We start from the raw sequence: 26,314 nt of genomic DNA, 5'->3' as shown, positions 1-26,314 counted from the left end.
GGCCATGGCTCGGGGGGATGGACGGACCGGAGGCCGGTCCGGGTGTGTTATCGATCAAAACCTGTCTCCATGCAGCCGGCCACCAGGCGCTCGACGGCGTCGAGATGGGCACAGGCACGCGCCTGCCCCCCCATGGTGGCGAGGGTGTCGGGGTCCAGCAGCGTCGTCAGGCATTCGGCCAACGTCGCCGCACTCAGCTCCTGCTCGGGCATCAGGCGGGCCGCCCCCCGGTCGACCAGCGCCCGGGCGTTGGCGGTCTGGTGATCGTCCACCGCATGGGGAAAGGGCACGAAGAGCGCGGGCCTGGCCGCCGCGGCCAGTTCCGCCACGGTCAGCGCACCGGCCCGGCAGACCACCAGGTCGGCCCAGGCGTAGGCCCCGGCCATGTCGTCGATGAAGGCGGTCACCTCGGCCTCGACGCCCTGATCACGATAGGCCTCCCGGGTCGCCGCGTCCTTGCCGCGGCCGGCCTGGTGACGCACCTCGGGTCGCCCCTCCTCGGGCAGGGCGGCGAGGGCTCCGGGCAGGGTCTCGTTGAGCGCCCGGGCGCCCAGGGAGCCCCCCACCACCAGCAGCCGAAGCGGCCTTCCGGCCATGTCGCCGGTCGTCCGCGGGCGCTCGCCCAGCGCAGCGATCTCGGGCCGCACCGGGTTGCCGACCACCTCGCCGCGGCCGGCAAAGGCCTGGGGGAAGGCGGCATAGACCCGCCGCGCCAGGCGCGCCAGCGCCCTGTTGGTCAGGCCAGCCACGGCGTTCTGCTCGTGGATCACCAGGGGCCGGTGCGCCAGCCAGGCGGCGAGCCCGCCCGGCCCGCTGGCGAAGCCGCCGAGGCCCACCACCAGCTGGGGATCGTAGGCGCGGATGATGCGCCATGCCTGCCACACCGCCCGGGTGAGGTTGAACGGCGCCAGCAACCAGCCGACCGCACCGTTGCCGCGCAGCCCGGCCACCGCGATGCCGTGCAGGGGAATGCCGGCCTGGGGCACCAGTCGATTCTCGATGCCGCGCGGGCTGCCCAGCCACTCCACTTCCACGCCCTCGGCCTGCAGCCCCCGGGCCAGCGACAGGGCCGGAATCACGTGGCCGCCGGTGCCCCCGGCCATGATCAGGGCACGCTGTCCCGATCGCTTGTTCATCGTGCGGCTCCTTGCTTGTCGAGACGGGACGCTCGGCGACGCCCCGCCCCCTCCCGAGGGGCGGTGGGTCGTGTCCGACGCACTGCCTGGCGCGTCTCGATGTCGGCCCGCAGCAGCAGCGCCATCATCACCGCACTGACCAGCAGGCTGGAACCGCCGTAGCTGAGCAGCGGCAGGGTCAACCCCTTGGTGGGCAGCATGCCGGTACTCACCGCGATGTTGATGAAGGCCTGGGCCCCGACCACCAGGGCAATGCCGTAGCTCAGGTAGGCCGCAAAGGGCAGCCCGGCCAGTTCGGCGCGACGCCCCACCGCCATGGCCCGGTAGATCAGCAGGGCGAAGAGGCCCACGACCCCGATGGCGCCGAACAGGCCGAGCTCCTCTGCCAGCACGGCGAAGACGAAATCGGTGTGGGCCTCGGGCAGGTAGAACAGCTTCTGCACGCTGTTGCCCAGCCCCATTCCCAGCCAGTGCCCGCGACCGTAGGCGATGAGGGCCTGGGTCAGCTGGTAGCCGCTGGCGAACTGGTCGGCCCAGGGGTCGGCGAAGCTGGTCAGGCGAGCCAGGCGATAGGGCTCGGCGATCGCCACGTAGAAGCCCGCCAGCCCCACCAGGCCCAGCAGCAGCACGAAACGCCCCCAGGGAGCGCCGGCCAGCAGCAGCATGCCCATGACGCAACTGGTCATCACCACCACGGCACCATAATCGGGCTCGAGGATCAGCAGCAGGGCAATCAGTGCCATCACCAGCAGGGGACGCATGAAGGCCCCCCACTGCCGCCGTACCTGAGGCAGGAAGCGCTCCAGGTAGCCCGCCATGTAGGCGATCAGGCAGAGCTTGGCGACTTCCGAGGCCTGGAGGTTGAAGGGAACGCCGGGTATCGAAAGCCAGCGCTTGCTGCCGTTGATCTCGCGACCCACCAGCAGCACCAGCACCAGCAGGGCGATACCCACCAGCAGCAGCAAGGGCCCGTTGGCCTTCCACCACACCAGCGGCACCTTGAGCATCAGCGTCGCCACCAGCAGTGCAACCACCAGGAAGATGCCGTGGCGAATGCTGAAGTACCAGGCGTTACCGGTGAGGCTGGCGGCCACGCCGGTGGAGGCCGAGGTGACCATCACCCAGCCGATCAGCATCAGCGACAGGACCGCCAGCAGCAGCCAGCCATCGAAGGGCTGATCCCGGGTCGAGAGCCGCTCTCGCAGCCCCTTCAGCCGCTTCATTGCCCCCTCCCTGCCAGGCGGTGCACCCAGCGACGGAACACCTCGCCCCGCTCCTGGTAGTTGGCGAACTGGTCGAGACTGGCGCAGGCCGGCGACAGCAGCACGCAGTCGCCGGGCTCGGCGATCTCGGCGGCCCGGGCCATGGCGGTGTCCAGGTCCTCGGCCAGGGTCAGGGGCAGCCGGTCGTGCAGCACCCGCTCGAGACGCTCCGCATCCAGGCCGAAGAGGATCGCCTCGCGCCCGTAGCGAGCCAGGGGCTCGGCCAGCGGCCGGAAGTCGGCACCCTTGCCCACGCCCCCGGCGAGCAGCACGAGCCGTCCCTCCAGGGTCGGGCCAAGCCCCGCGATGGCGGCCAGGGTCGCCCCCACGTTGGTGCCCTTGGAGTCGTTGATCCAGCGCACCCCGTCGACCTCGGCCACCAGTTCGCCGCGGTGCGGCAGGCCGGCAAAGCGGCGCAGCACCCGGCACATGGCCTCCAGCGGCAGCCCGAGGCGCCGCCCCATGGCCAGCGCCGCCAGGGCATTGGCCTGGTTGTGGCGCCCGGGGAGGCGCATCTCGGCAGTGGCCATCAGCGGCTCGTCGCCGTGCATCAGCCAGTCGGCGCCCCGATGGCGACCGATGCCCCACTCCCCCGCCTCGGGTGGACGGGTGGTGAAGCTGTCCTGGGCCGGCAACCGCGACTCGGGCCAGGTCATGGGATCCTCGGCGTTGACCACGCCGTGGCGGGCCCCGCGGAAGATGCCGAGCTTGGCGGCACGATAGCCGGCCATGTCGCCATGACGATCCAGGTGGTCCTCGGAGAGGTTGAGGAAGGCCGCGCTCTCGGCACCGAGGCGCGGCGTGGTCTCCAGCTGGAAGCTGGAGAGCTCCAGCACATAGCAGTCGGCACGGGGTTCGTCGTGGAGCAGGTCCAGGGCCGGGGTGCCCAGGTTGCCGCCCACCGCGACCCGGCGGCCGGCCTCGGCGGCCATCTCGCCGATCAGGGTGGTGACGGTGGACTTGGCATTCGAGCCGGTGACGGCCACGATGGGGGCGCGGCAGGCGCGCACGAAGAGCGCGATCTCGCCCACCAGCAGCGGTTCGCCGGTCGCCGCCCGGACCCGGTCGGCGAGCCCGGCCAGCCCCGGTGTCCGAGGGTCGACCCCGGGACTGACCACCACCTCCTCGACCTCGGAGAGATCCAGGGCACTCAGCGGCCCACAGTGGACCTCGACCCCCGGATGGGCGGCGTGGAAGTCATCCATGCCGGGCGGCACCGCACGGGTATCGGCGACCATGAAGGGCGTGCCCTGACGGCTCAGGTGGCGGCAGATGGCGCGGCCCGAGACCCCGAGCCCGACCACCAGCGTGATTCCCTTCGGCACCTTGACCATGGTTGGCTCCTGGCATGCGGCGTGGACGATCTCCCCGCAGGGCTCCGTGAATCGGCTCAACGAACCTTGAGCGTGGCCAGGCCGATCAGCACCAGGACCACGGTGATGATCCAGAAGCGCACGATGACCCGCGGCTCCGGCCAGCCCTTGAGCTCGTAGTGGTGATGCAGCGGCGCCATGCGGAAGATTCGCCGCCCGGTGAGCTTGTAGGAGCCCACCTGGAGGATCACCGAGATCGTCTCCATGACGAAGATCCCCCCCATGATGAAGAGCACGATCTCCTGGCGCACGATCACCGCCACCACTCCCAGTGCCGCCCCCAGGGCCAGGGCCCCCACGTCACCCATGAACACCTGGGCGGGATAGGTGTTGAACCACAGGAAGCCGAGGCCGGCCCCGGCGATGGTGGCACAGAACACCGCCAGTTCGCCGGCCCCGGTGATGTTGGGAATCTGCAGGTAGTCGGCGAAGACCGCGTTGCCGCTGGCATAGGCGAATACCGCCAGCCCCATGGCGACCAGGACGGTGGGCATGATCGCCAGGCCATCGAGGCCGTCGGTGAGGTTGACGGCATTGGAGCTGCCGACGATCACCAGGTAGGTCAGCACGATGTAGAAGACGCCCAGCGGCAGCACGATATCCTTGAACAGCGGCACGATCAGGCTGGTCTCCGCCGGCTCGACCGCAGTGGCATACAGCAGCCCCGCCGCCGCCAGGCCGATCACCGACTGCCAGAGGTACTTCCAGCGAGCCGGCAGGCCGCGCGGGTTCTTCTCCACCACCTTGCGGTAGTCGTCGACCCAGCCGATGGCCCCGAAGCCGAGGGTCACCGCCAGCACGATCCACACATAGTGATTGGCGAGATCGCCCCACAGCAGCGTGCTGACGGCAATGGCCATCAGGATCATCGCCCCGCCCATGGTCGGGGTGCCGGCCTTGGAGAGGTGCGACTGGGGACCGTCGTCACGCACCGCCTGGCCGATCTGTCGCTCCACCAGGCGGCGGATCATCACCGGACCCAGCCACAGGCAGAGCACCAGGGCGGTGAGCGTGCCCAGGATCATGCGCAGGGTCAGGTAGTTGAAGACATTGAAGGCACTGAAGAATTGCGCCAGTAGATTGGCCAGATAAAGCAGCATGTATCGCGTTCACCTTGATGCATCCGCGCGCAGTGCGGCAATCACCCTTTCCATGCCGGCACTCCGCGACCCCTTGACCAGCACGCTGGCCCCTGGCGGCAGATGGTTGAGGACGTGGCGCATCAGCGCCTCTCGTTCGTCGAAGTGGTACCCGCCCTCGCCGAAGGCATGGCTGGCCGGCCGTGCCGGCCCGCCGAGGGTACCGAGGAAGTCGACCCCCAGTTCCCGTGCGTGGCGCCCGATCTCGGCATGCAGCCGGTCCGACGCTTCCCCCAGTTCGCCCATGGCGCCCAGCAGGCACCAGTGCGGGCCCGGCAGCGCCATCAGCAGGTCGAGCGCCGCCTTGACCGCGCCGGGGTTGGCATTATACGTGTCATCCAGCAGCCGTGTGGCGTTGATCCCCTCCACGACGCTCAATCGCCCGGGCATCGGCGCCACCGCGGCGAGACCGGCGAGGATGTCGGCCTCTTCGAGGCCCATGGCCAGGGCGGCGGCGGCCGCCGCCAGGGCATTGGCCACGTTGTGACGCCCCAGCAGGGCGAGCTGGACCCGGCCGAGTTCACGTCCGTCCACGACAAGCGTGAAAGCATAGCGCCCGAGGGCGTCGCAGGCCAGCGCTTCGGCCCGAACCCGGGCCCGGCCGTCCAGGCCGAAGTCGAGAACCTCCCGGGGCGCGGCCAGCCTCGACCAGGTGGCGAAAAAGGTGTCGTCGCGGTTGAGCACCGCCACACCGTCCGACGGCAGTCCGGCGAGGATCTCCGCCTTGGCCTGGGCGATGCGCCCGGTACCGCCGAACTCGCCCACGTGGGCCCCGGTGACATTGGTGATCACCGCCACACGGGGCTCGGCCAGGGTGGTGGTCCAGGCGATCTCGCCGAGGTGGTTGGCACCCAGCTCGACCACCGCCTGGCGATGCCCCGCCGACAGCTCCAGCAGAGTCAGGGGCACGCCGATGTCGTTGTTGAGGTTGCCCCGGGTCGCCAGGGTCGCCCCGCGGCGGGACAGCAGCGACGCCAGCAGCTCCTTCACCGTGGTCTTGCCGCTGTTGCCGGTCACCGCCACCAGGGGGCCGCCCCAGGCGCGACGCCGGGCACGGCCCAGCAGGCCGAGGGCCAGCCGGGTGTCCGCCACCACCAGCTGCGGCAGGGGGGCATCGACGGGCCGCGCCACCTCCCTCTCGACCACGGCCGCCACGGCCCCGCCCTCCACGGCCTGGTCGAGGAAATCGTGACCATCGAAGCGCTCGCCCTTGAGCGCCACGAAGAGGCAGCCGGGCACCAGCCGGCGGGTATCGGTGACGATGGCGGTGATCGCAAGGTCCCTGGCGGGGGCGGGAAGGCCCAGCGCCCCGGTCACCTCGGCCAGCGTGGTCAGCCCGCAGCGGCTCATGACGCCCCCTCCCCCGCCGCGCGCTGGTCCAGCGCCCGCTCGGCCTCGGCGCGGTCCGAGAAGGCATGGCGCACGCCGGCCACCTCCTGGTAGGTCTCGTGCCCCTTGCCGGCGACCAGCACCACGTCGTCGTCACCGGCCTCGGCAAGCACACGGGCGATGGCCGCCCCGCGGCCGGCGATCTCCAGGGCCGCCTGCCGCACCGGCGCGGAGAGGCCGGCGAGCACCGCAGCGCGGATCGCCGCCGGGTCCTCGCCGCGCGGGTTGTCGTCGGTCACCACCAGGCGGTCGGCGTGGCGCTCGGCGACGGCCGCCATCTCCGGGCGCTTGCCGGGGTCGCGGTCGCCGCCACAGCCGAACAGGCACCACAGCCGCCCGTCCACCGGCAGGTGGTCGCGCAGGGCGGCCAGGGCGTTGTCCAGGGCGTCCGGGGTATGGGCGTAGTCGATCACCACGGTGGGCGCGCCGGGGCGCACCAGGGGCTCCATGCGCCCCGGCACCGGCGTCAGGGTCGTCGCGGCGGCGAACAGCGCCGCCAGATCATGACCGAGCCCGTGGAGGGTCGCCATGGCCAGCAGGACATTGTCGAGGTTGAAGCGCCCCAGCAGCGACGTCTCCAGCACCCGCTCGCCCTCGGGGGTGGCGATCAGCGCCCGCTGGCCGGCCGCATGGGGGTGCCAGTCCACCACTCTCAGGGTCACGGCCTCGTCCTTCCCGATGGCCAGCACGCGCACACCGTCGCGCAGGCCGGCCAGCATCAGCCGCGCCAGGGGATCGTCGGCGTTGACCACGGCGAGCGCGAGCTCGTCGCGGCGGAACAGCCGGGCCTTGGCGGCGGCATAGGCCGCCATGCTGCCGTGGTAGTCCAGGTGGTCGCGGGTCAGGTTGGTGAACACCGCCGCGCCGAGCGAGCAACCGTCGAGGCGGCCCTGCTCCAGGGCATGGGAGGAGACCTCCATGGCCACGCGACGCACGCCCGACCCGGCGAGCTCGCCCAGCAGGGCCTGCAGCGCCAGTGGCCCGGGGGTGGTCAGCCCCCCCTCGACCAGGGTGCCGGGACGGCCATGGCCCAGGGTGCCGACCAGGCCGGCGTCGACGCCCAGGGCAAGGCTCAGCTCGGCGATGTAGTGGGTCACCGAGCTCTTGCCGTTGGTCCCGGTCACGCCGATCAGCGCCAGGTCGTCCGGCACGGCGAAGAGCTCGCGACCCAGCTCGCCCAGGCGCTCGCGCAAGCCCTGAAGCGGCAGCACCCGCGGGTCGGTCGACGCCGCCCGGGGCTCGCCGACCGCCCGGTGCGCGAGCACCAGGGCCGCCCCGGCCTCGAGCGCGGCGTCGATGAAGTCCCGGCCATCACTCGCCACCCCCGGCACGGCGACGAAGACATCGCCGGCCCCCAGTCGACGGCTGTCCATCTCCAGGCGTACCGGGCCCTCGCCGAGCCGGGGAATCTCGATCCCTGGCCAGTATCGCCACAGGACCCTGGCCAACCGCGTTGCCTTCACTTGCATGAAACGGCTCTCCCTGGAGCAGGTCGATGGATGGGGTCAGCGAGCCCGCTGATCGGGCGGCACGTCGAGCAGCCGCAGGGCGTTGCCGGTGACCCGCGAGAAGACCGGTGCCGCCACGGCTCCGCCGAAGTACTCCCCGCCCCGGGGATGGTCGATCATCACCACCGTGACGATGCGCGGGTCCGACACCGGGGCGATGCCGGCGAACAGGCTGCGGTAGACGTTCTGCTGGTAACCGCTGGCCGCGGTCTTGCGTACCGTGCCGGACTTGCCGGCCACGCGATAGCCGGGCACCGCCGCGCGGCGGCCACCGGTGCCCGGCTGGACCGACTCCTCCATGATCCCCAGCAGGTCGTCAGCCACGGCGGGGGCGATCGCCGGGCTCCCCGGGGCCGGCGCCGGCAGCCTGAGCAGTGACGGCGGCATCCTGACGCCGTCATTGGCGATGGCGGTGTAGGCGCTGGCCAGTTGCAACGCCGACACGGAGAGCCCATAGCCGTAGGAGATCGCGGCCCACTGGCTGCGCGACCAGCGTACCGGGGCCGGCAGGCTGCCGGTGGACTCGCCGGGAAAGCCGGTTTCCGGACTCTGGCCGAACCCCAGCGCACGATACTTCTCGGGCACCAGGGGATCATCGAGCTCGAGGACCAGCTTGGACATGCCGATGTTGGAGGACTTCTCCAGGATGCCGGCCATGTCCAGCTCACCGTAGTCGCGGATGTCGCGGATGGTGAAACGGTCGATGCGCATCCAGCCCGGCGAGGTGTCGACCACGGTGTCGCGGTCGAACTGGCCGCTCTCCATGACCGCTGCCATGGCCAGGGGCTTCATCACCGAACCCGGCTCGAAGACGTCGACGATGGCCTGGTTGCGCAGCCCCCGGGGATCGAGGCCCGCGCGATTGTTGGGGTTGTAGGAGGGCTGGTTGGCCATGGCCAGCACCTCGCCGGTGCGGGCGTCCATCATCACCACCACGCCGCCATCGGCCTCGTGCTCGGCCACCGCGGCCTTGAGCTCACGATAGGCCATGTACTGCAGCCGCTGGTCGATGGACAGGGTCAGCTCGCCGCCGGGCCGGGCGTCGCGCAGCACCTCGAGGTCGCGCACCAGGCGACCACGCCGGTCCTTGAGCACCCGGCGCTGACCGGGGGTGCCGGCGAGATGGGGCTGGTAGGCCAGCTCCAGCCCCTCCTGGCCGGCATCATCGACGTTGGTCACCCCCAGCAGCTGGGCGGTGACCTCGCCGGCCGGATAGTAGCGCTTGTACTCGTCCTGGGCATAGACACCGGGAATCCGCAGCCCCAGCACCTGCTGGGCCGCCTCGGGTGTCATCTGCCGGCGCAGGTACATGAACTCGCGTTCGCTGTAGCGCCCGATGCGCTCGTTGAGGGCATCGAGTTCCATTCCCAGCGCACGGGCCAGCATCAGGCGCTGGATGTCATCGGCCGGCAGGTCCTGGGGGTTGGCCCAGAGCGTGACCACCGGCGTGGAGATCGCCAGCGGTTCGCCGTTGCGGTCGGTGATCATGCCGCGGTGGGCGGGGATGGTATCGGTACGCAGGGTACGGGCATCGCCCTGCCCCTGCAGGAAGGGGCGATCGACCACGTGCAGGATGACGATGCGGCCGGCCAGCAGGCCGAGACCGATCACCACCAGCAGCAGGATCAGGCCATAGCGCACGCCCCCCATGGGCGACATGGGGGGCGGTCGACGCGGCGTCACGCCGCTGCGCACCTCGGTGCTCATGGCTGGATCACCTCGACCTCGTCGACATCGGGCAGGCGCATCTCCAGGCGTTCCACGGCGAGGCGCTCGATGCGGGCCGGCGACGACCAGGCGCTCTCCTCGAGCAGCAGCTGGCCCCACTCGGTCTGCAGCTGCTGCTGCTCGCGTTCGAGCTGCTGCAGGCGACCATACTGCTCGCGGGTCAGGTGGCTGGCGGCGATCACCGCCAGGGCACTGGCCAGACAGGCCACCACCAGCAGGGTGGTGACCAGCAGCAGGCGCGACCGGGCCTTCAGCCAGACGAAAGCGGATGCCGTCGCGGGTCGTCCCTGGACCATGACGCCTCCTCAGTGCCGCTTGCGTGCCACACGCATCACCGCACTGCGGGCACGGGGGTTGTTCTCGACTTCTGCAGGCGTCGGGCGCTGCGCCTTGCCCACGGCCTCCAGCCGGCGCTCGAGCTCGTCATCGCGCACCGGCATGCCGCGCGGCAGGTGGGTATCGCCACGCACATGGTGACGAATGAAGCGCTTGACCCGGCGATCCTCCAGGGAGTGGAAGCTGATCACCACCAGATGGCCGCCCGGGGCCAGCGCCTCCAGCGCCGCCTCCAGGGCGGCATCGAGCTGCTCGAGCTCGCCGTTGACCTGGATGCGCAGCGCCTGGAAGGCACGGGTGGCCGGGTGCCGGCCCTTTTCCCAGGCGGGATGGGCGGTCTTGATCACCTCGGCGAGATCCGCCGTGCGGGTGAAGGGTCGCTCGGTGCGACGTGCCACGATGGCCTTCGCCAGCCGCCTGGCGTAGCGCTCTTCGCCGTAGGTCTTGAAGACCCGGGCGATCTCCGCTTCCCTGGCCCGGCCGATGAAGTCCGCCGCACTGTCCCCACGGGTGGGATCCATGCGCATGTCGAGCGGGCCGTCACGCAGGAAGCTGAAGCCACGCTCGGGATCGTCCAGCTGGGGGGAGGAGACGCCGACATCGAGGAGGATGCCGTCCAGCCTTCCGTGCAGGCCATGCCGGTCGGCGATCTCGCCGAGGCGGGCGAACTCGCCCTGCTCGATGACGAAACGCGGATCATCGATGCCGGCGGCCTCGGCCACCGCCTGGGGATCGCGGTCTATCGCCAGCAGGCGCCCTTCCGGGGCCAGTCGCGCCAGGATGGCACGGGAGTGGCCGCCGCGTCCGAAGGTACCGTCCAGATAGGCCCCGCGGGGGTCATGGACCAGCGCATCGACGGCGCCGTCGAGCAGCACGCTGGCATGACGATAGCCGCGGGTGGCGTGTTCAGGAGCGGGTGACGGCATGCGCTTCTCGATCGGCAAGCTGGAGGGGGCGGACGCGACGCCAGGGTTCGCGAGTGGGAGTCGGCCGATAAGCCGGGTTCTGTCGTGGACAGTCATTCATCTAGGGGCCGCGTCACCGCGACCCTCGAGCAACCTACCCGAACCCGACGCGGGCCACGCCATGGGGTTCCTATTTGGTCTTGCTCCGAGTGGGGTTTGCCGTGCCACGCACTGTTGCCAGGCGCGCGGTGCGCTCTTACCGCACCCTTTCACCCTTGCCGGCCTCCCGAAGGAGACGTAGGCGGTCTGCTCTCTGCTGCACTTTCCGTCGGCTCACGCCGCCCAGGCATTACCTGGCACTCTGCCCTGTGGAGCCCGGACTTTCCTCCCCTGCCACCGATCCATGGACCGGCGGCAGCGGCGACTGCCTGGCCAACTCCCGCGGCAAGCATACCAGCGCCTTGCCACCCCCTCAATCCCCGTCCTTGAGCGCCTGGGCCCGGGCATACCAGGTCTTCTTGCCGCCACCCAGCACCCGGGAGGCCACTGCCGCGGCCTGCTTGACGCCGACGCCCTCCCCCAGCAGCGCGCCCAGCAACGCTTCACCCTCCACCACCGCGGCCTCGTCCTCCTGGCGCGGCGGCGCGCCGGCCACCATCACCACGAACTCGCCGCGAGCCTGGTCCGGATCCTCGTCCATGCGGGCGAGCAACTCGGCGGCGCTGCCGTCGAGGAAGGTCTCGAAGGCCTTGGTCAGCTCCCTGGCCAGTACCAGCCGCCGGTCGCCCAGGCAGGTGCCGAGGTCGGCCAGGGTGTCGCGGATGCGATGGGGCGACTCGTAGAAGACCAGGGTCTCCTCGCGCCCGGCCAGGGCCTCCAGACGCGCTCGGCGACCCGCCCCCTTCGCCGGCAGGAACCCCTGGAAGGTGAAACGGTCGGTGGGCAGCCCCGCCGCGGAGAGCGCGGCCACCAGGGCGCAGGGGCCGGGCACCGGCACGATGCGCCGCCCACGGGCACGCAGCTCGCGCACCAGCACGAAGCCCGGGTCGCTGATCAGCGGCGTGCCGGCATCGCTGATCAGGGCGATGGCATCGCCGGCGGCGAGCCGGTCGTCCAACTGGGCGACCCGGGTCGCCTCGTTGTGCTCGTGCAGCGAGAGCATCGGCACGGAGAGCCCGAGGTGGCGCAGCAGGCGGGCACTGTGTCGCGTATCCTCGGCGGCGATCAGCCCGACCTCCCCCAGCACCCTGGCGGCGCGGGGGCTCAGATCCTCCAGATTCCCAATCGGCGTGGCGACCACGTACAATATGCCAATATTCGAGTCAGACATCTCGGCTCCCCGGCGCTTTCAGGACAAGGATGGATTCATGCGGAAAATGCCCCGCGGCCCCGTGGCCGCCGCGCTCCTGGCACTGCTGCTGGCCGGCTGTGCCTATCAGCCCGGCATCGTCGAGCGCATGCCCGACGATCCCGGCCGCCTGCTCGAGCAGGCCCAGCAGCAGGCTCCCGAACAGGCCGCCCTGACCCGGCTCGAGGCGGCCGACATCCTAGCACGCCAGGGGGAGCGTACCCAGGCGATGGAGATCGCCGCCGACATCGACGACGGCCTGCTGCCCGACCGGGACCGGGCGCGCTGGGCACTCCTGCTCTCCTGGCTGGGGCGGGAACTGGATGATCCCTGGGCGGTGATCCGCGCCGGGCAGGAACTCGATGCGCTCGACCTCTCCCGCGACCAGGCCACCACCCTGCGCCAGCGCCTGGGCCTCGCGCTGCTCGAGGTCGATGAGCCGATGGCCGCCGCCGAGGCGCTGCTGCGAGTCCAGGCCGACACCGGTCGCGAGGCGCTCAACGACCCGATCTGGAAGTCGCTGTCGCGCCTCGACGCTCGTGAACTCGCGGCACTGCGTGACGGGGCCGACGACCTCACCCTCGGCTGGCTGGCCCTGGCCGAGCTCGCCCGTGCCAGTGCCGGCGACCTCGAGCGCCTGTTCAGCCGTCTCGACGACTGGCGCGAGCGCCACCCCCGGCACCCGGCGGCGCGGCAGGTACCCGCCGACCTGCTGGCCCTGCGCGAGCTGCGTGGTCTCGAGGTCGACCACATCGCCGTCTTCCTGCCCGAATCGGGACCACTCTCCGGCGTCGCCGGCGCCATCCGGGAGGGCATGCGCACCCACCACCTCAACGCCGCCGACGGTGGCAGCAGCGCCCGGCTGAGCTTCATCGACTCCAGCCACGGCGACCTCATGGCCCTCTACCGCGAGGCCGAGAACCGCGGCGCCCAGGTGGTGATCGGTCCGCTGGACAAGGACCGGGTCACCGAGCTCGAGAACCTCGACAGCGTGCCGCTGCCGACCCTGGCCCTCAACTACGGCCATGGCCAGAGCAACCGCGCTCGCGGGCTCTTCCAGTACGGCCTCTCCGCCGAGGACGAGGCACGCCAGTCGGCCCGACGCGCCTGGCAGGACGGCCATCGACAGGCCGTGCTGATGGTGCCGGACAACGACTGGGGCCGCCGCGTCGGCGAAGCCTTCTGGAGCGAATGGAGCGAACGCGGCGGCCAGGTCACCAACGCCGTGCGCTATGACCCGGAGAGCAACGTCGCCAATGCCGTGCGCCCGGCGCTGCGCGTGAGCGGCGAGCGGGCACGCCTGGGCGACATCGACATGCTGTTCCTGCTCGCGCTGCCCGATTACGCCCGGCAGGTGCCCCCCACCCTGGACTACTACTACGCCGGCGAACTGCCCATCTACGCCACCTCGCACCTCTACGAGGGGCGCCTCCAGCCACGCCTCGACCACGACCTCGACGACGTCCAGTTCATCGACATTCCCTGGCAGATTCCCGATGCCGCCGTGGGCGGCGAGGATGCCCTGCCCTTCACCGCCAGCTACCGACAGCTGCGCGAGGAGTCGGACCCGGCGATGTTCAGGCTGATGGCCATGGGGGTCGACGCCTACGAACTGGCCCGACGCCTGCCGCAGTTCCAGGCCGTACAGGACGGCGAACTGTTCGGTGCCACCGGCACCCTGCGCCCGCTCGAGGATGGCCGCATCCAGCGCCAGCTGCCCTGGGCGCGCTTCGAGAACGGCGTGCCGCGGCCCATCCTGATCCCGGGCCTGTTCGACCTGGGCGGCCGCACCGGCGACAACCGGGACGACGGCAGCGACTGATGGCCGGCCCCCGCGATGCCAGGGCCCGCGGCAGTGCCATCGAGCGCACCGCTGCCGCCTGGCTGGCCGACCGGGGGCTGGTCCTCGAGGCGAGCAACCAGCACGCCAGGGGTGGCGAGATCGACCTGGTGATGCGTGACGGCGATACCCTGGTGTTCGTCGAGGTGCGTCACCGCGCCGACACCCGCCATGGCCACCCGCTCGAGACCGTCACCGCCACCAAGCAGCGTCGCCTGATCCGGGCGGCGCATTTTTATCTCCAGCGCAACGGGCTATCATGTCCCTGCCGCTTCGACGTGCTGGCCGTGACCGGCCAGGCCCCGGCCCTCGACTTCCTGTGGGTGCAGGGTGCCTTCGACGCGTTCTGACCGGCACAGCCAAACTGTCAAGAAGGCAAGGACCAGGACCAGCATGGATTTCCAGCAACGCATTCTCGGCCACTTCAACGCCAGCATCGATACCAAGACCTACGCCAGTGAGGTACTGCCGCCCTTCATCGAGGTGGCGAGCCAGATGATGGTGCAGTGCCTGGTCAACGAGGGCAAGATCCTCGCCTGCGGCAACGGCGGCAGCGCCGGCGACAGCCAGCACTTCTCCTCGGAGCTGCTCAACCGCTTCGAGCGCGAACGCCCGAGCCTGCCCGCCCTGGCGCTGACCACCGACACCTCGACGCTGACCTCCATCGCCAACGACTACAGCTACAACGAGGTCTTCTCCAAGCAGGTCCGCGCCCTGGGCCAGCCCGGCGACATCCTGCTGGCGATCTCCACCAGCGGCAACTCCGCCAACGTGATCCAGGCGATCCAGGCCGCCCACGACCGCGACATGACGGTGGTGGCGCTCACCGGCCGCGATGGCGGCAACATGGCGTCCCTGCTCGGCCAGGACGACTGCGAGATTCGCGTCCCCGCCACCTCCACCGCCCGCATCCAGGAGGTTCACCTGCTGGTGATCCACTGCCTGTGCGACCTGATCGACGAACAACTCTTCGGCGCAAGCGAGTGATTCCCATGACCAAGACGTCCCTGATCCTCCCCCTCCTGCTCATCCTGACCCTCGGCCTCGCCGGCTGCACCACCGTCACCGGCGTCACCAACCCCGGCACCATCGACGAGAACTACGGCAAGCGCACCCTCGGCACCCAGGTCGAGGACGAGAGCATCGAGACCAAGATCGGTCACAACCTGCGCCGCACCGATGCCCGCCTGGGCGATGCGCGCATCAACGTCGACGCCTACAACGGCGTGGTGCTGCTCACCGGCCAGGTGCCCAGCGAGGAGCTGAAGAACAAGGCCACCGAGGTCGCCGGCGAGGTGCGCAACGTGCGCGAGGTGCACAACGAGCTGACCGTCGCGGGCAACCTGCCGGCCAGCCAGCGACTCTCCGACACCTGGCTGAACACCCGTATCCGTACCAACCTGGCCAGCAACGAGTCCATCGAGTCGGGACGCATCCGCGTGATCACCGAGAATGCCAGCGTCTACCTGATGGGCATCGTCAGTCGCGCCGAGGCCGACCGAATCGTCGGGGCGGTTTCCCGCATCGGCGGCGTACAGCGCATCGTCAAGGTGTTCGACTACCTCGACTGAGCCCGACAGGCACCCGCACGACGCGAAGCGGCAGGCCATCCGGCCTGCCGCTTCGCGTATCGCTCGACTCTCGCGTCAGTCGCTCACTTGATGACCCGCAGCGAGGGGCGCCCCTTGCGGGGCGGGGCATCGCCATCGCCCCCCTCGCCCGAGGATGGCGCCTCTCCCGACGGCGCGCCGTCCGGGGCCTCTTCCTCGACGCTGGACAGCGCAGGCCCCTCGGCATCGGTCGATTCGGCTGCCGCCGGCATCACCGGCTCGTGACCGAATACCATGCCGACACCGTTTTCCCGGGCATAGATCGCCACCAGCGCCGAGATCGGCACCATGATGCGCATCGGCTGGCCACCGAAGCGGGCGCTGAAGCCGAGGGCCTCGTTTTCCATGAAGAGATCCCGCACCGCCGTGGGCGCCATGTTGAGCACGATCTGGCCATTCTGCACGAACTGGCGCGGGACCTCGACGCCCGGCTGCTCCGCATCGACGACGATGTAGGGGGTCAGGTCGTTGTCCAGCAGCCACTGGTACAGGGCTCTGGCCAGGTAGGGGCGACTTGAGTAGGGGCGGCTCGCTTGCATCATCTTGCCCTCCTGCATTGGGGAACCCCGACCCGCGGGCCGGGGGTTCGGATTCAGGAACGCATCTCGCGCTCGCTTTCGCTCAGCGCTGCCTTGAAACCCTCTCGGTCGAACAGCCGCTCCATGTAACCGATCAGCGGCTTGACCTGCATTTCCGGAAGCTCGATGCCCAGCACCGGTAGCCGCCAGAGGATCGGCGCAAGGCAGCAGTCGACCAGGGTGAACTCCTCGCTCATGAAGAACGGCATGTCCTCGAAGATCGGCGAGATGCCGATGAGGCTCTCGCGCAGCTCCTTGCGTGCCTTCTCGGCGTCCTTCCTGGAGCCGCCGAGGATCTGGTCGACCAGGGGGCACCATTCGCGCTCGATGCGATGCATCCACAGTCGGCTCTGTGCCCGGGCCACCGGGTAGACCGGCAGCAGCGGCGGATGCGGGAAACGCTCGTCCAGGTACTCCATCATCACCTTGGATTCATAGAGCACCAGATCCCGGTCCAGCAGCGTGGGAACGCTGTTGTAGGGGTTGAGATCGGCGAGTTCCTCGGGGTGCTGCTCGTCGGTGACCTCGACGATATCCACCGCCACACCCTTTTCGGCGAGCACGATGCGTACACGATGACTAAAGTGGTCATCGCCCCCGGAGTAGAAGATCATCGACGACCGCTTGGCCACTACACCCATGAAACAATCCTCGCATCAGTTCGAACCGGAATGATAACACGACAGCCCCCGTCTTGAGGGGGCGTCGCGTGCTCGCCCCCGGAGGGAGCGAGCATGAGCCACGTCATGAACCACCGCCTTTCGAACCGACGGGGGCGCATGGCCCATGGCCACACGCCCCCGTCATGTCCGGCCCGGACGGATCAGTGGATGTCGCGCCAGTACTCGCGCTTGAGCAGGTAGGCGATGACACCGAAGATGAAGATGAAGATCAACACCTTGGGGGCCAGGGTCTGGGCGTGCAGCTTGGACGGCTCACCGACATAGACCAGGAAGTTGGTCAGGTCATAGACGGCCGCCTCGAACTCGTCCGGCTCCATGGCACCCGGACTCGTCACCTGCATCACCTCGCAGGACTGGTACTTGCCCGTCAACGGGTCGAGCTCGGCACCCTCGATGGGACGGTCGCTCTCGGCACAGACTTTCTCCTGCACGCCCTGCAGGGGCTCGAGCACGTTGGGCATGGCGACCATGTCGAACACGGCATTGTTGACGCCGGTCGGGCGGCTCGGGTCCTTGTAGAAGGAGAGCAGGTAGGAGTAGATCCAGTCGCCGCCGCGCAGGCGGCCATGCAGGGTCAGGTCGGGAGCTGCGGCGCCGAACCAGTTGTCCCCGTCCTCGCGGGACATGGCCGTATGCATCTGGTCATTGAAGGCCAGGTCGGAGGAGAAGATCAGGTTCTGCTCGACCAGGTCCTGCGGCATGCCGAAATCCTCGGCGGCACGAGCGAAACGCTGGTGCTCCAGGGAGTGACAGCCCATGCAGTAGTTCACATAGAGCTGCATGCCGCGCTGCAGTGATGCCTCGTCGCGCAGGTCGGGAGTCATGGAATAGGGCACGTCTTCGGCCGGGGCGGCCATCGCCGCCAGGGGCACCAGCGCGAAGAGCAGTGCGAACAGTTGCTTTTTCATTAGCCAGTCACCCTCTCCGGTACGGGTTTGGTCTTCTCCAGCCTTGTGTAGAGCGGCATCAGCAGGAAGAAGGCGAAGTACAGGGCCGTGCACAGCTGGGCGACGGCGGTGCGCAGCGGCGTCGCCGGCAGGGCGCCGAGGATGCCGAGGATCACGAAGCTGACGGCGAACAGCGCCAGCATCACCTTGGACATCCAGCCCTTGTAGCGCATGGAGCGCACCGGGCTGCGGTCCAGCCAGGGCAGCACGAAGAGCACCGCGATGGCACCGCCCATGAACAGCACGCCCAGGAACTTGGCTTCGAGCCCGAAGAGATCGAAGGTGATGGCCCGCAGGATCGCGTAGAAGGGCGTGAAGTACCACACCGGGGCGATATGATCGGGCGTCACCATGGGGTTGGCGGGCTCGAAGTTGGGCCGTTCGAGGAAGTAACCGCCACCCTCGGGGAAGTAGAACACCACCACGGCGAAGACGAACAGGAAGACCGCGACGCCGACCAGGTCCTTGACCGTGTAGTAGGGATGGAACGGGATGCCGTCCAGCGGCTTGCCGGACTCGTCCTTCTTGGCCTTGATGTCGATGCCGTCGGGGTTGTTGGAACCGACTTCGTGCAGGGCGATCAGGTGCAGCACCACCAGCGCCAGGATAACGATGGGCAGCGCCACCACGTGCAGGGCGAAGAAGCGGTTCAGGGTGATGCCGGAGATCAGGAAGTCGCCGCGAACCCACTGGGCCAGGTCGGGCCCGATGAAGGGGATCGCCGAGAACAGCGAGATGATCACCTGGGCGCCCCAGTAGGACATCTGGCCCCAGGGCAGCAGATAGCCCATGAAGGCCTCGGCCATCAACAGCAGGTAGATCGCCATGCCGAAGATCCACACCAGCTCGCGGGGCGCCTTGTAGGAGCCGTAGAGCAGGCCGCGGAACATGTGCAGGTAGACCACCACGAAGAACGCCGAGGCGCCCGTGGAGTGCAGGTAGCGGATCAGCCAGCCGTACTCCACGTCGCGCATGATGTACTCGACCGAGGCGAAGGCCCCCTCCGCCGAGGGGTTGTAGCTCATGGTCAGCCAGACCCCGGTGAGGATCTGGTTGACCAGCACCAGAAGCGCCAGGGAGCCGAAGAAGTACCAGAAGTTGAAGTTCTTCGGGGCATAGTACCTGGACAGATGATCCTGCCACATCTGGGTGGCGGGAAAGCGGTCGTCGACCCAGCGCATGAGGCCGCGTTCCGCCTTGACGCGATTCGGGTTACCCATCAGGCAGTCTCCTCGTCTTCACCGACGATGATGTCATCGTCTTCAAAGCGGTACGGCGGCACCTCGAGGTTGGTCGGGGCCGGCACGTTGCGGAACACCCTTCCCGCCAGATCGAAGAAGGAGCCATGGCAGGGGCAGAAGAAGCCGCCCGGCCAGCCGTCCATGTCAACCGCGTCCGGCTCGGGACGGTAGAGCGGCGAGCAGCCCAGGTGGGTGCAGATGCCGATCAGCACGCCGATATCGGGGCGGATGGACCGCAGTGGCCCCTCGACGTACCCCGGCTGCTGGGGAACCTCGGAGTCCGGATCGGCCAGGCGCGAGCCGTCGAAGCTTTCGGTGCGCTCCTGCATTTCCGGGGTGCGGTTGATGATCCACACCGGACGCCCGCGCCACTCGACGGTCATGCGCTGTCCCGGCTCGAGCTTGGAGATGTCAGCTCTTACCGGCGCACCTGCCGCTCTCGCCCTGGCACTGGGCTGCCAGGAAGCCACAAAGGGGACCGCTACCCCGACGGCACCCACCGCACCCACTACGGTGGTGGCACCCACGAGGAAACGGCGCCGACCCTTGTTCACGCCGTTATCTGCCATTTCAGGTTTCTCCCATCAGCTTACCCGTTGTTCCATCACGGGCAGTAGAGCGTCCCGCGACCACGGATACCAAATGCGCACTATGTTAAGAAATCGTGTCGCCCCGCACAAGGACAAGCACCCTTGACCAAGGTGGAAAGTCGACGACAAATCATTGATCAAGCATAAAAAAACGCCCAGGCCATGGGACCCGGGCGTTTTTCTCGCAGTAGCGACCGCTTAACGCTTGGAGAACTGCGGACGACGGCGCGCCTTGCGCAGGCCGACCTTCTTCCGCTCGACCTGGCGAGCATCGCGGGTGACGTACCCGGCCTCGCGCAGCGACTTGCGGAACTCCTCGTTGTACTCCATCAGGGCACGGGTGATGCCGTGGCGAATGGCGCCGGCCTGGGCAGAGCCACCACCCCCCTTGACGGTGACGAAGACGTCGAACTGGTTCAGGGTGTCGGTCAACTCCAGCGGCTGACGGACCACCATGCGGCCGGTGACGCGACCGAAGTACTGGTCCAGCTCACGGCTGTTGACGGTGATCTTGCCGGTGCCCGGCTTCATGAAGACGCGGGCGGTAGAGGTCTTGCGGCGCCCGGTACCGTAATACTGCTGTGTCATGGCGAAGACTCCCTCAGATGTTCAGTTCTTGCGGCTGCTGGGCAGCATGCGGATGCTCGGTGCCGGCATAGACCTTGAGCTTGGAATACATGGCACGACCCAGGGGACCCTTCGGCAGCATGCCCTTCACGGCGGACTCGATGATGCGCTCCGGCGCGTGGGCGATCATCTTCTCGAAATTCATGGAGCGCAGGCCACCCGGATAGCCGGTGTGGCGGTAATAGGTCTTGGCGCTGGCCTTGTTGCCGGTGACCTTCACCTTCTCCGCATTGATCACGACGATGTAATCGCCGGTATCGACGTGCGGGGTGAATTCCGGCTTGTGCTTGCCGCGCAGGCGACGAGCGATTTCGGTGGCCAGACGGCCGAGCGTCTTGTCCGAGGCGTCGACGACGTACCAGTCGCGCTGGACGGACTGCGGTTTGGCAGTGAACGTCTTCATGGATGAATCACCAGATCGATGCATTGGGTCCTGCCGCCGGGGCTTCCGACATGGGACCGTCCCTATTCTTCTTGGTTGCCCCGCCCGGAGGACGGCGCAACGGTCGAGCGAGCGCGCATTCTACATGAACAGACGACGCCAGGGCAATGCCGCACTCAAGCCCGAAGCCCGACTCTTGCCTCCGGCATCTGGAACAAGATTTTTCTTACAGCTGACAGCTCAAGGCTGCCCCCCCCGGCGAAGCCGGGTCAGGGCTTGTGGGGCAACGCCAGGTACTCGTGGGACTGCATCTCCTGCAGTCGCGAGAGGGTGCGCTGGAACTCGAACTCGAGGCGGCCATCGGCGTAGAGCTGTTCCGCCGCCACCTCGGCGGACATCAACAGCTTGACCCCGCGATCGTAGAACTCGTCGACCATGTTGATGAAGCGCCTGGCCCGGTCGTCCGTCGCCCCGCTCATGCGCGTGACGCCGGAGACCAGCACGGTATGGTACTCGCGGGCCAGCTCGATGTAGTCGTTCTGGCTGCGCGGGCCGTCGCACAGCTCGCCGAACTCGAACCACACCACGTCGTCGTGCAGCCGGCGGGTGTGCAGCACGCGATGATTGATCTCGATGGGGGCCCCCTCCTCCCCCTCGTGGCCGGCGATCTCGCGGAAGCTGCGGGCGAGCTCCCGTTCGGCGGCGGCATCGAGGGGAGCGTGGAAGATCTCGGCGCGCTCCAGGGCCCGCAGGCGGTAGTCGATGCCCGAATCGACGTTGACCACCTCGCAGTGCTGCTTGAGCAGGTCGATCGCCGGCAGGAAACGCGCTCGCTGCAGGCCGTCCTTGTAGAGATCGTCGGGCACGATGTTGGAGGTGGCCACCAGTACCACGCCGTGCTCGAAGAGTGCCTCGAGCAGGTTGGCGAGGATCATGGCATCGGTGATGTCCTTGACGAAGAACTCGTCGAAGCAGATCACCCGGGCCTCGGCGGCGAACTTGGCGGCAACCAGCTTCAAGGGATTCTTCTCGCCCTTGTAGTGCTCGAGCTCGTTGTGCACCCGCTGCATGAAGCGGTGGAAATGGGTGCGCATCTTGTCCGGAAAGGGCAGCGCCTCGTGGAAGGTATCGACCAGGTAGGTCTTGCCGCGACCCACGCCACCCCAGAAGTAGAGACCGGTCACCTCGGGCAGGACCGGCTCCCGGCTCTCCTCGCGCCTGCCCAGCAGGCTCGCCATGCGTGACTTCAGCCCCTTGCCGCCCGGCACCGCCCGGGATCGCGCCCGCGGCCTGGCCACCAGCTCATCGAAGAGTCGCTGCAGGTGCTCCACGGCCCGCTGCTGGGCCGGATCAAACTGGAAGCCATCACGTTCGAGGTCGGCACGGTAACGTGCCAGAGGCGTGGCGGGACGGCTCGCGTCACCGGATGCTGGCAGGGTTGGCGATGCACTCATGGAAGGTCTGTGGCCTGTTCGCGGCTTCGATGAGGATCGCATTATACGCGCCTGGCCAGCGCTTCGCATCGCCGTCGCCCCGCGTTGACCCGGCGCGCGGCCTCGGCCCTATAATGGGCCGCCGGACAACCGGCCCTCGACACCGGATCCGCCTCGCGCACCGGATCGTCCGACAGCTGCTGGGAGACAAACGTGGACGAAAGCAACATCAACTGGGTACTGGCCATCGCCAGCCTGCTGGCAGGTATCGGCATCGGCGCACTGGGCTATCACCTGCTGAATGCCAGCGCCGGCAACCTGCAGAAGCTGCGCCAGCGCCTCGCGGAGCGCGACCGCGAGCTGGCCGCCCTGAAGGACGGGGTGGACGACCACTTCGCCGCCATCACCGGCCTGGTCGAGAACCTGCGCCGCGAGGGCGATGCCCTCGCCCAGCGCCTCGAGCACGATGCCCAGGCCCTCGGCGGCCACTCACCCGGCCGTACGGGGCTGGAGCTGCCGCTGCAGGTCGGGGAGAATGCCGCGAACGAGACGTATGCGGCCCCGCGTGACTATGCCGACGGCACCGGCGGCACCCTCGCCGAGGACTTCGGACTGAAGAGCGAGGAGGGCGGCGCCCCCCAGCCTCCCCGCTACTGACGGGCGAGCCCCCAGCGAGGCGGACCGCGAACCGGCGATCTTCAGGCCGGATTGTCGATATCGACGAAGCGGTGCTCGAGACCGTACCTGCCGGCCAGCCATTCCCCCAGCGCCTGAACGCCGTAGCGCTCGGTGGCATGATGGCCCGCTGCCAGATAGTGGATACCCAGTTCCCGCGCCAGGTGGGTCGTGCGCTCGGAAATCTCCCCCGAGATGAACGCCTCGGCCCCGGCGGCGGAGGCGTCGGCAATCATGTCCTGAGCCCCCCCGGTGCACCAGGCGACCCGGCGGATCTCGCCGCCGCCCGGCGCCTCGACCAGCAACGGCTCCCGGCCCAGCCGCCCGCCCACGTGGCGGGCCAGGCCGCGGGCATCGAGCCCCGGCGGCGGCGCCCCCAGCCACAGCAACCCCTCGCCCGGCTCGCCGTCGGCACAGCCCTCGACACGAAAGTCCAGGCGCCTCGCCAGCTCGGCATTGTTGCCCAGCTCAGGGTGGGCATCCAGCGGCAGGTGATAGGCCAGCAGGCCGATGTCGTTGACCAGCAGGGTGCGCAGGCGGCGCTGCTTCATGCCGGTGATCGCCACCGGCTCGTTCTTCCAGAAATAGCCGTGGTGGACCAGCACGAGGTCGGCCTGCCAGGCCACCGCCTCGTCGAGAAGTGCCTGGCAGGCGGTCACACCGGTCATCAGCCGGGTCACCCGTTCACGGCCGGCCACCTGCAGGCCGTTGAGGGTGTAGTCCCTGAAGCGGCCGGCATCGAGCAGTTGGTCGCAGGCGGCGACCAGGTCGTCACGGTTCATTGGCACCTCCGGGCATCGGTGAATCGGCAATGTTACACTGTCGCCATTGTATCGGCCGCGCCCCCGGGCGGCGACCGCACCGCAACAAGGAACCACCCTGCATGCGACGCAACCTGCTGCCGTACGTCTGGCCCGTCCTCATCGGCGTGCTGCTGGCCATCGTGCTGCTCAATACCTTCCCGCAGCTGCTCGGGCGCCACGAGGCGCCGACGCCCGCCGCGCAAGCCCCGATCGCGCCCGTCTCGCCGACGCCGGTCGATGCCCCGTCGCGCCCCTCCCCCGAACTGCGCCATGCCGACCCCATGGCGCGCCAGCAGGGGCCGGTCAGCTACGCCGAGGCCGTGGACCGCGCCGCACCAGCGGTGGTCAACGTCTACTCGTCCAGGGTCGTGGAGCGTGAACAGCATCCGCTGATGTCGGACCCCTTCTTCCGCCAGTTCTTCGGCGACGACATGCCCAGCCGTCAGCGCATGCTGTCGAGCCTGGGTTCCGGCGTCATCGTCAGCGGCGACGGCTACGTCCTCACCAACCATCATGTCATCGGTGGTGCCGACCAGATCCAGGTCGCCCTGCGCGACGGGCGCGAGACCCTCGCCGAGGTGGTGGGTACCGACCCGGAGAGCGACCTGGCCGTGCTGCGCATCGACCTGGACGAGCTCCCGGTGATCGAGCTGGCGGACTCCACCGAGGTAGCGGTGGGGGATGTCTCGCTGGCCATCGGCAACCCCTTCGGCGTGGGCCAGACCGTGACCATGGGCATCATCAGTGCCACCGGGCGCAGCCACCTGGGCCTCAACGCCTACGAGGACTTCATCCAGACCGACGCCGCCATCAACCCCGGCAACTCCGGTGGCGCCCTGATCAACGCCGAGGGGGCCCTGGTGGGGATCAATACCGCCATCTTCTCGCGCTCCGGCGGCTCCCAGGGCATCGGCTTCGCCATTCCCGCCAACCTGGCCAGCAACATCCTCGAGGAACTGGTCACCCAGGGCCGGGTGATCCGCGGCTGGCTGGGCATCGAGGCCCAGGAGCTGAACCAGGAGCTGGCCGCGTCCTTCGGCCTTCAGGCCCCCCGCGGCGTGGTGATCTCCGGCGTGGTGCCAGGCGGCCCCGCGGCCCTGGCCGGGCTGCAGCCCGGTGACGTGCTGCTGGCGGTGGATGGTCGCCCGATCCTCGACGCCCGGGTGGCGATGAGTGACATCGCCGCCATCGAGCCCGGTGCCGAGCTGCCGCTGACGGTGGTACGGGGCGGCGAGTCGCTGGAAGTCACCCTGGAAGTGGGCGAACGCCCGGCCCCGGGATGGCACCGCCCGGCGCCCTGACCCTCGCCCCCGGCCCACGACGACGCAGGCCCCGCCATGGGCGGGGCCTGTCCGTTGCCGCACTCGTCGTCGCGGCGGCGGGGTTCACGGCTCGATGCGGTACTCCGCGGAACGCGCATGGGCGGTGAGCGACTCGCCGCGGGCGAGTATCGAAGCCGTCTTGCCGAGTTCCGAGGCCCCCTGCGCCGAGCAGTGGATGATCGAGGAGCGCTTCTGGAAGTCGTAGACCCCCAGCGGCGATGAGAAGCGTGCCGTGCCCGAGGTGGGGAGCACATGGTTGGGGCCGGCACAGTAGTCGCCCAGCGCCTCGGCGGTATAGCGCCCCATGAAGATGGCGCCGGCATGGCGCACCTCGGACAGCCACCCCTCCGGGTTGGCCACGGAGAGCTCCAGGTGCTCGGGGGCGATGCGGTTGATCAGCTCGACCGCCTCGGCCCGGTCGCGACAGTGGATCAGCGCCCCCCGGCGGGCCAGGGACTCCCTGACGATCGCCTCGCGCTCCAGGGTCGGCAACAGGCGCTCGATGGCCGCTTCCACCGCATCGAGATGGGCGCCATCCCAGCTCACCAGGATCGACTGGGCATCCTCGTCATGCTCGGCCTGGGAGAACAGGTCCATGGCCAGCCAGTCGGCATGGGTCCCGCCATCGGAGACCACCAGGATCTCCGAGGGGCCGGCGATCATGTCGATACCCACCTGACCGAATACCGCCCGCTTGGCGGTCGCCACGTAGATGTTGCCGGGACCGACGATCTTGTCGACCCGCGGCACCGTCTCGGTGCCGTGGGCCATGGCAGCCACCGCCTGGGCCCCGCCGATGGTGAAGACGTAATCGACACCGGCCAGGTGGGCCGCCGCCAGCACCAGCTCGTTGAGCACGCCATCGGGTGTCGGCACCACCATGACGATCTCACGCACGCCGGCCACGTGGGCGGGTATCGCATTCATCAGCACCGAGGAGGGATAGGCCGCCTTGCCGCCGGGGACGTAGATCCCCGCGCGATCCAGCGGCATCACCTGCTGTCCCAGCACGGTCCCGTCGGCCTCGGTGTAGTGCCAGGACTCGGGCTTCTGCCGTTCGTGGTAGTGGCGGATGCGTTCCGCGGCGGCCGCCAGGGCGTCACGCTGGTCGGCAGGCAGCCCGTGATAGGCCTGCTCGAGGCGTGCCGGCCCCAGGGTCAGTTCGGCCATGGAGGTCACCGACAGCCGGTCGAAGCGATTGCTGTACTCGACCAGCGCCGCATCTCCACGGGCCTTCACCGCGGCGATGATCTCGTCGACACGATGCTGCACCTCGGTATCGGAGACACCCTCCCAGGCCAGCAGGGCATCCAGGCGATCGTTGAAGTCGGTATCGCCGGTGGCGAGTCGAGCGATGCCGGCGGCGGAAGCAAGGGTCTTGGTCATGGCGTATCGCAACTCCCGTGGCTGTCGGTTGTTGGCACGAGTCCGTTGCCAGGCCGGAGGACATGGCCGGGCA

26 protein-coding genes and 1 other RNA gene are annotated in these 26,314 nt (G+C 69.0%); 6 read left to right on the top strand and 21 right to left on the bottom strand.

The features are described 5' to 3' along the window. Positions 1-47: 47 nt before the first annotated feature. From murG to rsmI, 11 genes are all read right to left on the bottom strand, one after another. Positions 48-1,136, bottom strand: a complete 1,089-nt coding sequence (gene murG / locus ACOMD9_RS18180) for an undecaprenyldiphospho-muramoylpentapeptide beta-N-acetylglucosaminyltransferase (protein ID WP_421417392.1) — start codon at positions 1,134-1,136, stop codon at positions 48-50. Further along, positions 1,133-2,359 (bottom strand): putative lipid II flippase FtsW, encoded by a 1,227-nt coding sequence (gene ftsW, locus ACOMD9_RS18175; RefSeq protein ID WP_421417391.1) that lies wholly within the window; start codon positions 2,357-2,359, stop codon positions 1,133-1,135. The genes murG and ftsW overlap by 4 nt, the downstream gene beginning before the upstream one ends. Next, positions 2,356-3,732 (bottom strand): UDP-N-acetylmuramoyl-L-alanine--D-glutamate ligase, encoded by a 1,377-nt coding sequence (gene murD / locus ACOMD9_RS18170; RefSeq protein WP_421417390.1) that lies wholly within the window; start codon positions 3,730-3,732, stop codon positions 2,356-2,358. Before murD ends, ftsW begins: the two co-directional genes overlap by 4 nt. 56 nt (positions 3,733-3,788) lie before the next feature. After that, a complete protein-coding gene (gene mraY, locus ACOMD9_RS18165; RefSeq protein WP_421417389.1) occupies positions 3,789-4,871 on the bottom strand; it encodes a phospho-N-acetylmuramoyl-pentapeptide-transferase in 1,083 nt (360 codons plus the stop codon). A gap of 9 nt (positions 4,872-4,880) precedes the next feature. After that, a complete protein-coding gene (locus tag ACOMD9_RS18160; protein WP_421417388.1) occupies positions 4,881-6,260 on the bottom strand; it encodes a UDP-N-acetylmuramoyl-tripeptide--D-alanyl-D-alanine ligase in 1,380 nt (459 codons plus the stop codon). Next, the gene (locus tag ACOMD9_RS18155) at positions 6,257-7,768 is read right to left on the bottom strand and encodes a UDP-N-acetylmuramoyl-L-alanyl-D-glutamate--2,6-diaminopimelate ligase (protein ID WP_421417387.1); all 1,512 of its coding nucleotides are present in this window, start codon (positions 7,766-7,768) and stop codon (positions 6,257-6,259) included. The genes ACOMD9_RS18160 and ACOMD9_RS18155 overlap by 4 nt, the downstream gene beginning before the upstream one ends. Before the next feature lie 36 nt (positions 7,769-7,804). Further along, complete coding sequence (locus tag ACOMD9_RS18150; RefSeq protein WP_421417386.1) at positions 7,805-9,514, bottom strand: peptidoglycan D,D-transpeptidase FtsI family protein; 1,710 nt, start codon at positions 9,512-9,514, stop codon at positions 7,805-7,807. Continuing rightward, positions 9,511-9,831, bottom strand: coding sequence for a cell division protein FtsL (gene ftsL / locus ACOMD9_RS18145; protein WP_421417385.1), 321 nt, complete (start codon positions 9,829-9,831; stop codon positions 9,511-9,513). The genes ACOMD9_RS18150 and ftsL overlap by 4 nt, the downstream gene beginning before the upstream one ends. A 9-nt stretch (positions 9,832-9,840) precedes the next feature. Next, positions 9,841-10,797: a 16S rRNA (cytosine(1402)-N(4))-methyltransferase RsmH gene (gene rsmH, locus ACOMD9_RS18140; protein WP_421417384.1), complete on the bottom strand. Its 957-nt coding sequence runs from the start codon at positions 10,795-10,797 to the stop codon at positions 9,841-9,843. Between the two features lie 52 nt (positions 10,798-10,849). Continuing rightward, positions 10,850-11,216, bottom strand: an RNA gene (rnpB, locus tag ACOMD9_RS18135) — RNase P RNA component class A. Positions 11,217-11,248: 32 nt separating this feature from the next. Continuing rightward, positions 11,249-12,106, bottom strand: coding sequence for a 16S rRNA (cytidine(1402)-2'-O)-methyltransferase (gene rsmI, locus ACOMD9_RS18130; RefSeq protein WP_421417383.1), 858 nt, complete (start codon positions 12,104-12,106; stop codon positions 11,249-11,251). A 37-nt stretch (positions 12,107-12,143) separates the two neighbouring features. On the opposite strand from rsmI, the gene ACOMD9_RS18125 reads away from it, so the two are divergent. From ACOMD9_RS18125 to ACOMD9_RS18110, 4 genes are read left to right on the top strand one after another with little or no spacing between them, the layout of a single operon-like run. Then, entirely contained in the window at positions 12,144-13,946 is a 1,803-nt protein-coding gene (locus ACOMD9_RS18125; protein WP_421417382.1) for a penicillin-binding protein activator, read from the top strand. After that, positions 13,946-14,314, top strand: a complete 369-nt coding sequence (locus tag ACOMD9_RS18120; protein WP_421417381.1) for a YraN family protein — start codon at positions 13,946-13,948, stop codon at positions 14,312-14,314. The genes ACOMD9_RS18125 and ACOMD9_RS18120 overlap by 1 nt, the downstream gene beginning before the upstream one ends. Positions 14,315-14,357: 43 nt before the next feature. Beyond that, positions 14,358-14,951, top strand: coding sequence for a phosphoheptose isomerase (locus tag ACOMD9_RS18115; protein ID WP_421417380.1), 594 nt, complete (start codon positions 14,358-14,360; stop codon positions 14,949-14,951). A gap of 5 nt (positions 14,952-14,956) precedes the next feature. Next, positions 14,957-15,535, top strand: coding sequence for a BON domain-containing protein (locus ACOMD9_RS18110; RefSeq protein ID WP_421417379.1), 579 nt, complete (start codon positions 14,957-14,959; stop codon positions 15,533-15,535). Positions 15,536-15,618: 83 nt separating this feature from the next. Here ACOMD9_RS18110 and ACOMD9_RS18105 read toward each other — a convergent pair whose 3' ends face one another. The 8 genes from ACOMD9_RS18105 to zapE all read right to left on the bottom strand — a co-directional run bounded on the left by ACOMD9_RS18105 (position 15,619) and on the right by zapE (position 22,076). Continuing rightward, positions 15,619-16,116: a ClpXP protease specificity-enhancing factor gene (locus ACOMD9_RS18105; protein WP_421417378.1), complete on the bottom strand. Its 498-nt coding sequence runs from the start codon at positions 16,114-16,116 to the stop codon at positions 15,619-15,621. Between the two features lie 50 nt (positions 16,117-16,166). Then, complete coding sequence (gene sspA, locus ACOMD9_RS18100) at positions 16,167-16,793, bottom strand: stringent starvation protein SspA (protein WP_421417377.1); 627 nt, start codon at positions 16,791-16,793, stop codon at positions 16,167-16,169. Between the two features lie 182 nt (positions 16,794-16,975). Then, positions 16,976-17,743 (bottom strand): cytochrome c1, encoded by a 768-nt coding sequence (locus tag ACOMD9_RS18095; RefSeq protein WP_421417376.1) that lies wholly within the window; start codon positions 17,741-17,743, stop codon positions 16,976-16,978. Further along, entirely contained in the window at positions 17,743-19,002 is a 1,260-nt protein-coding gene (locus ACOMD9_RS18090; protein WP_421417375.1) for a cytochrome b, read from the bottom strand. Before ACOMD9_RS18090 ends, ACOMD9_RS18095 begins: the two co-directional genes overlap by 1 nt. Next, the gene (gene petA, locus ACOMD9_RS18085) at positions 19,002-19,592 is read right to left on the bottom strand and encodes a ubiquinol-cytochrome c reductase iron-sulfur subunit (RefSeq protein WP_421417374.1); all 591 of its coding nucleotides are present in this window, start codon (positions 19,590-19,592) and stop codon (positions 19,002-19,004) included. The genes ACOMD9_RS18090 and petA overlap by 1 nt, the downstream gene beginning before the upstream one ends. Positions 19,593-19,811: 219 nt before the next feature. After that, positions 19,812-20,201 carry a 30S ribosomal protein S9 gene (gene rpsI / locus ACOMD9_RS18080; protein WP_421417373.1) on the bottom strand — a complete coding sequence of 130 codons (390 nt, stop codon included), beginning with the start codon at positions 20,199-20,201 and terminating at the stop codon, positions 19,812-19,814. A 13-nt stretch (positions 20,202-20,214) separates the two neighbouring features. Then, positions 20,215-20,643, bottom strand: a complete 429-nt coding sequence (rplM, locus tag ACOMD9_RS18075) for a 50S ribosomal protein L13 (protein ID WP_421417372.1) — start codon at positions 20,641-20,643, stop codon at positions 20,215-20,217. A 248-nt stretch (positions 20,644-20,891) separates the two neighbouring features. Further along, positions 20,892-22,076 (bottom strand): cell division protein ZapE, encoded by a 1,185-nt coding sequence (zapE, locus tag ACOMD9_RS18070; RefSeq protein WP_421417371.1) that lies wholly within the window; start codon positions 22,074-22,076, stop codon positions 20,892-20,894. A 192-nt stretch (positions 22,077-22,268) separates the two neighbouring features. On the opposite strand from zapE, the gene ACOMD9_RS18065 reads away from it, so the two are divergent. Continuing rightward, positions 22,269-22,712, top strand: a complete 444-nt coding sequence (locus tag ACOMD9_RS18065) for a Z-ring associated ZapG family protein (protein ID WP_421417370.1) — start codon at positions 22,269-22,271, stop codon at positions 22,710-22,712. A gap of 41 nt (positions 22,713-22,753) precedes the next feature. On the opposite strand, the gene ACOMD9_RS18060 is transcribed toward ACOMD9_RS18065, so the two are convergent. After that, complete coding sequence (locus ACOMD9_RS18060) at positions 22,754-23,512, bottom strand: Nif3-like dinuclear metal center hexameric protein (RefSeq protein WP_421417369.1); 759 nt, start codon at positions 23,510-23,512, stop codon at positions 22,754-22,756. 101 nt (positions 23,513-23,613) lie between these two features. On the opposite strand from ACOMD9_RS18060, the gene ACOMD9_RS18055 reads away from it, so the two are divergent. After that, positions 23,614-24,834 (top strand): Do family serine endopeptidase, encoded by a 1,221-nt coding sequence (locus ACOMD9_RS18055; protein WP_421417368.1) that lies wholly within the window; start codon positions 23,614-23,616, stop codon positions 24,832-24,834. Between the two features lie 84 nt (positions 24,835-24,918). On the opposite strand, the gene hisD is transcribed toward ACOMD9_RS18055, so the two are convergent. Continuing rightward, positions 24,919-26,241: a histidinol dehydrogenase gene (gene hisD / locus ACOMD9_RS18050; RefSeq protein ID WP_421417367.1), complete on the bottom strand. Its 1,323-nt coding sequence runs from the start codon at positions 26,239-26,241 to the stop codon at positions 24,919-24,921. Between the last annotated feature and the right edge of the window lie 73 nt (positions 26,242-26,314).

This window comes from Halomonas terrestris, assembly GCF_049166755.1.
Lineage (GTDB): Bacteria > Pseudomonadota > Gammaproteobacteria > Pseudomonadales > Halomonadaceae > Halomonas.
This window is presented reverse-complemented; position numbering and strand designations above follow the sequence as displayed.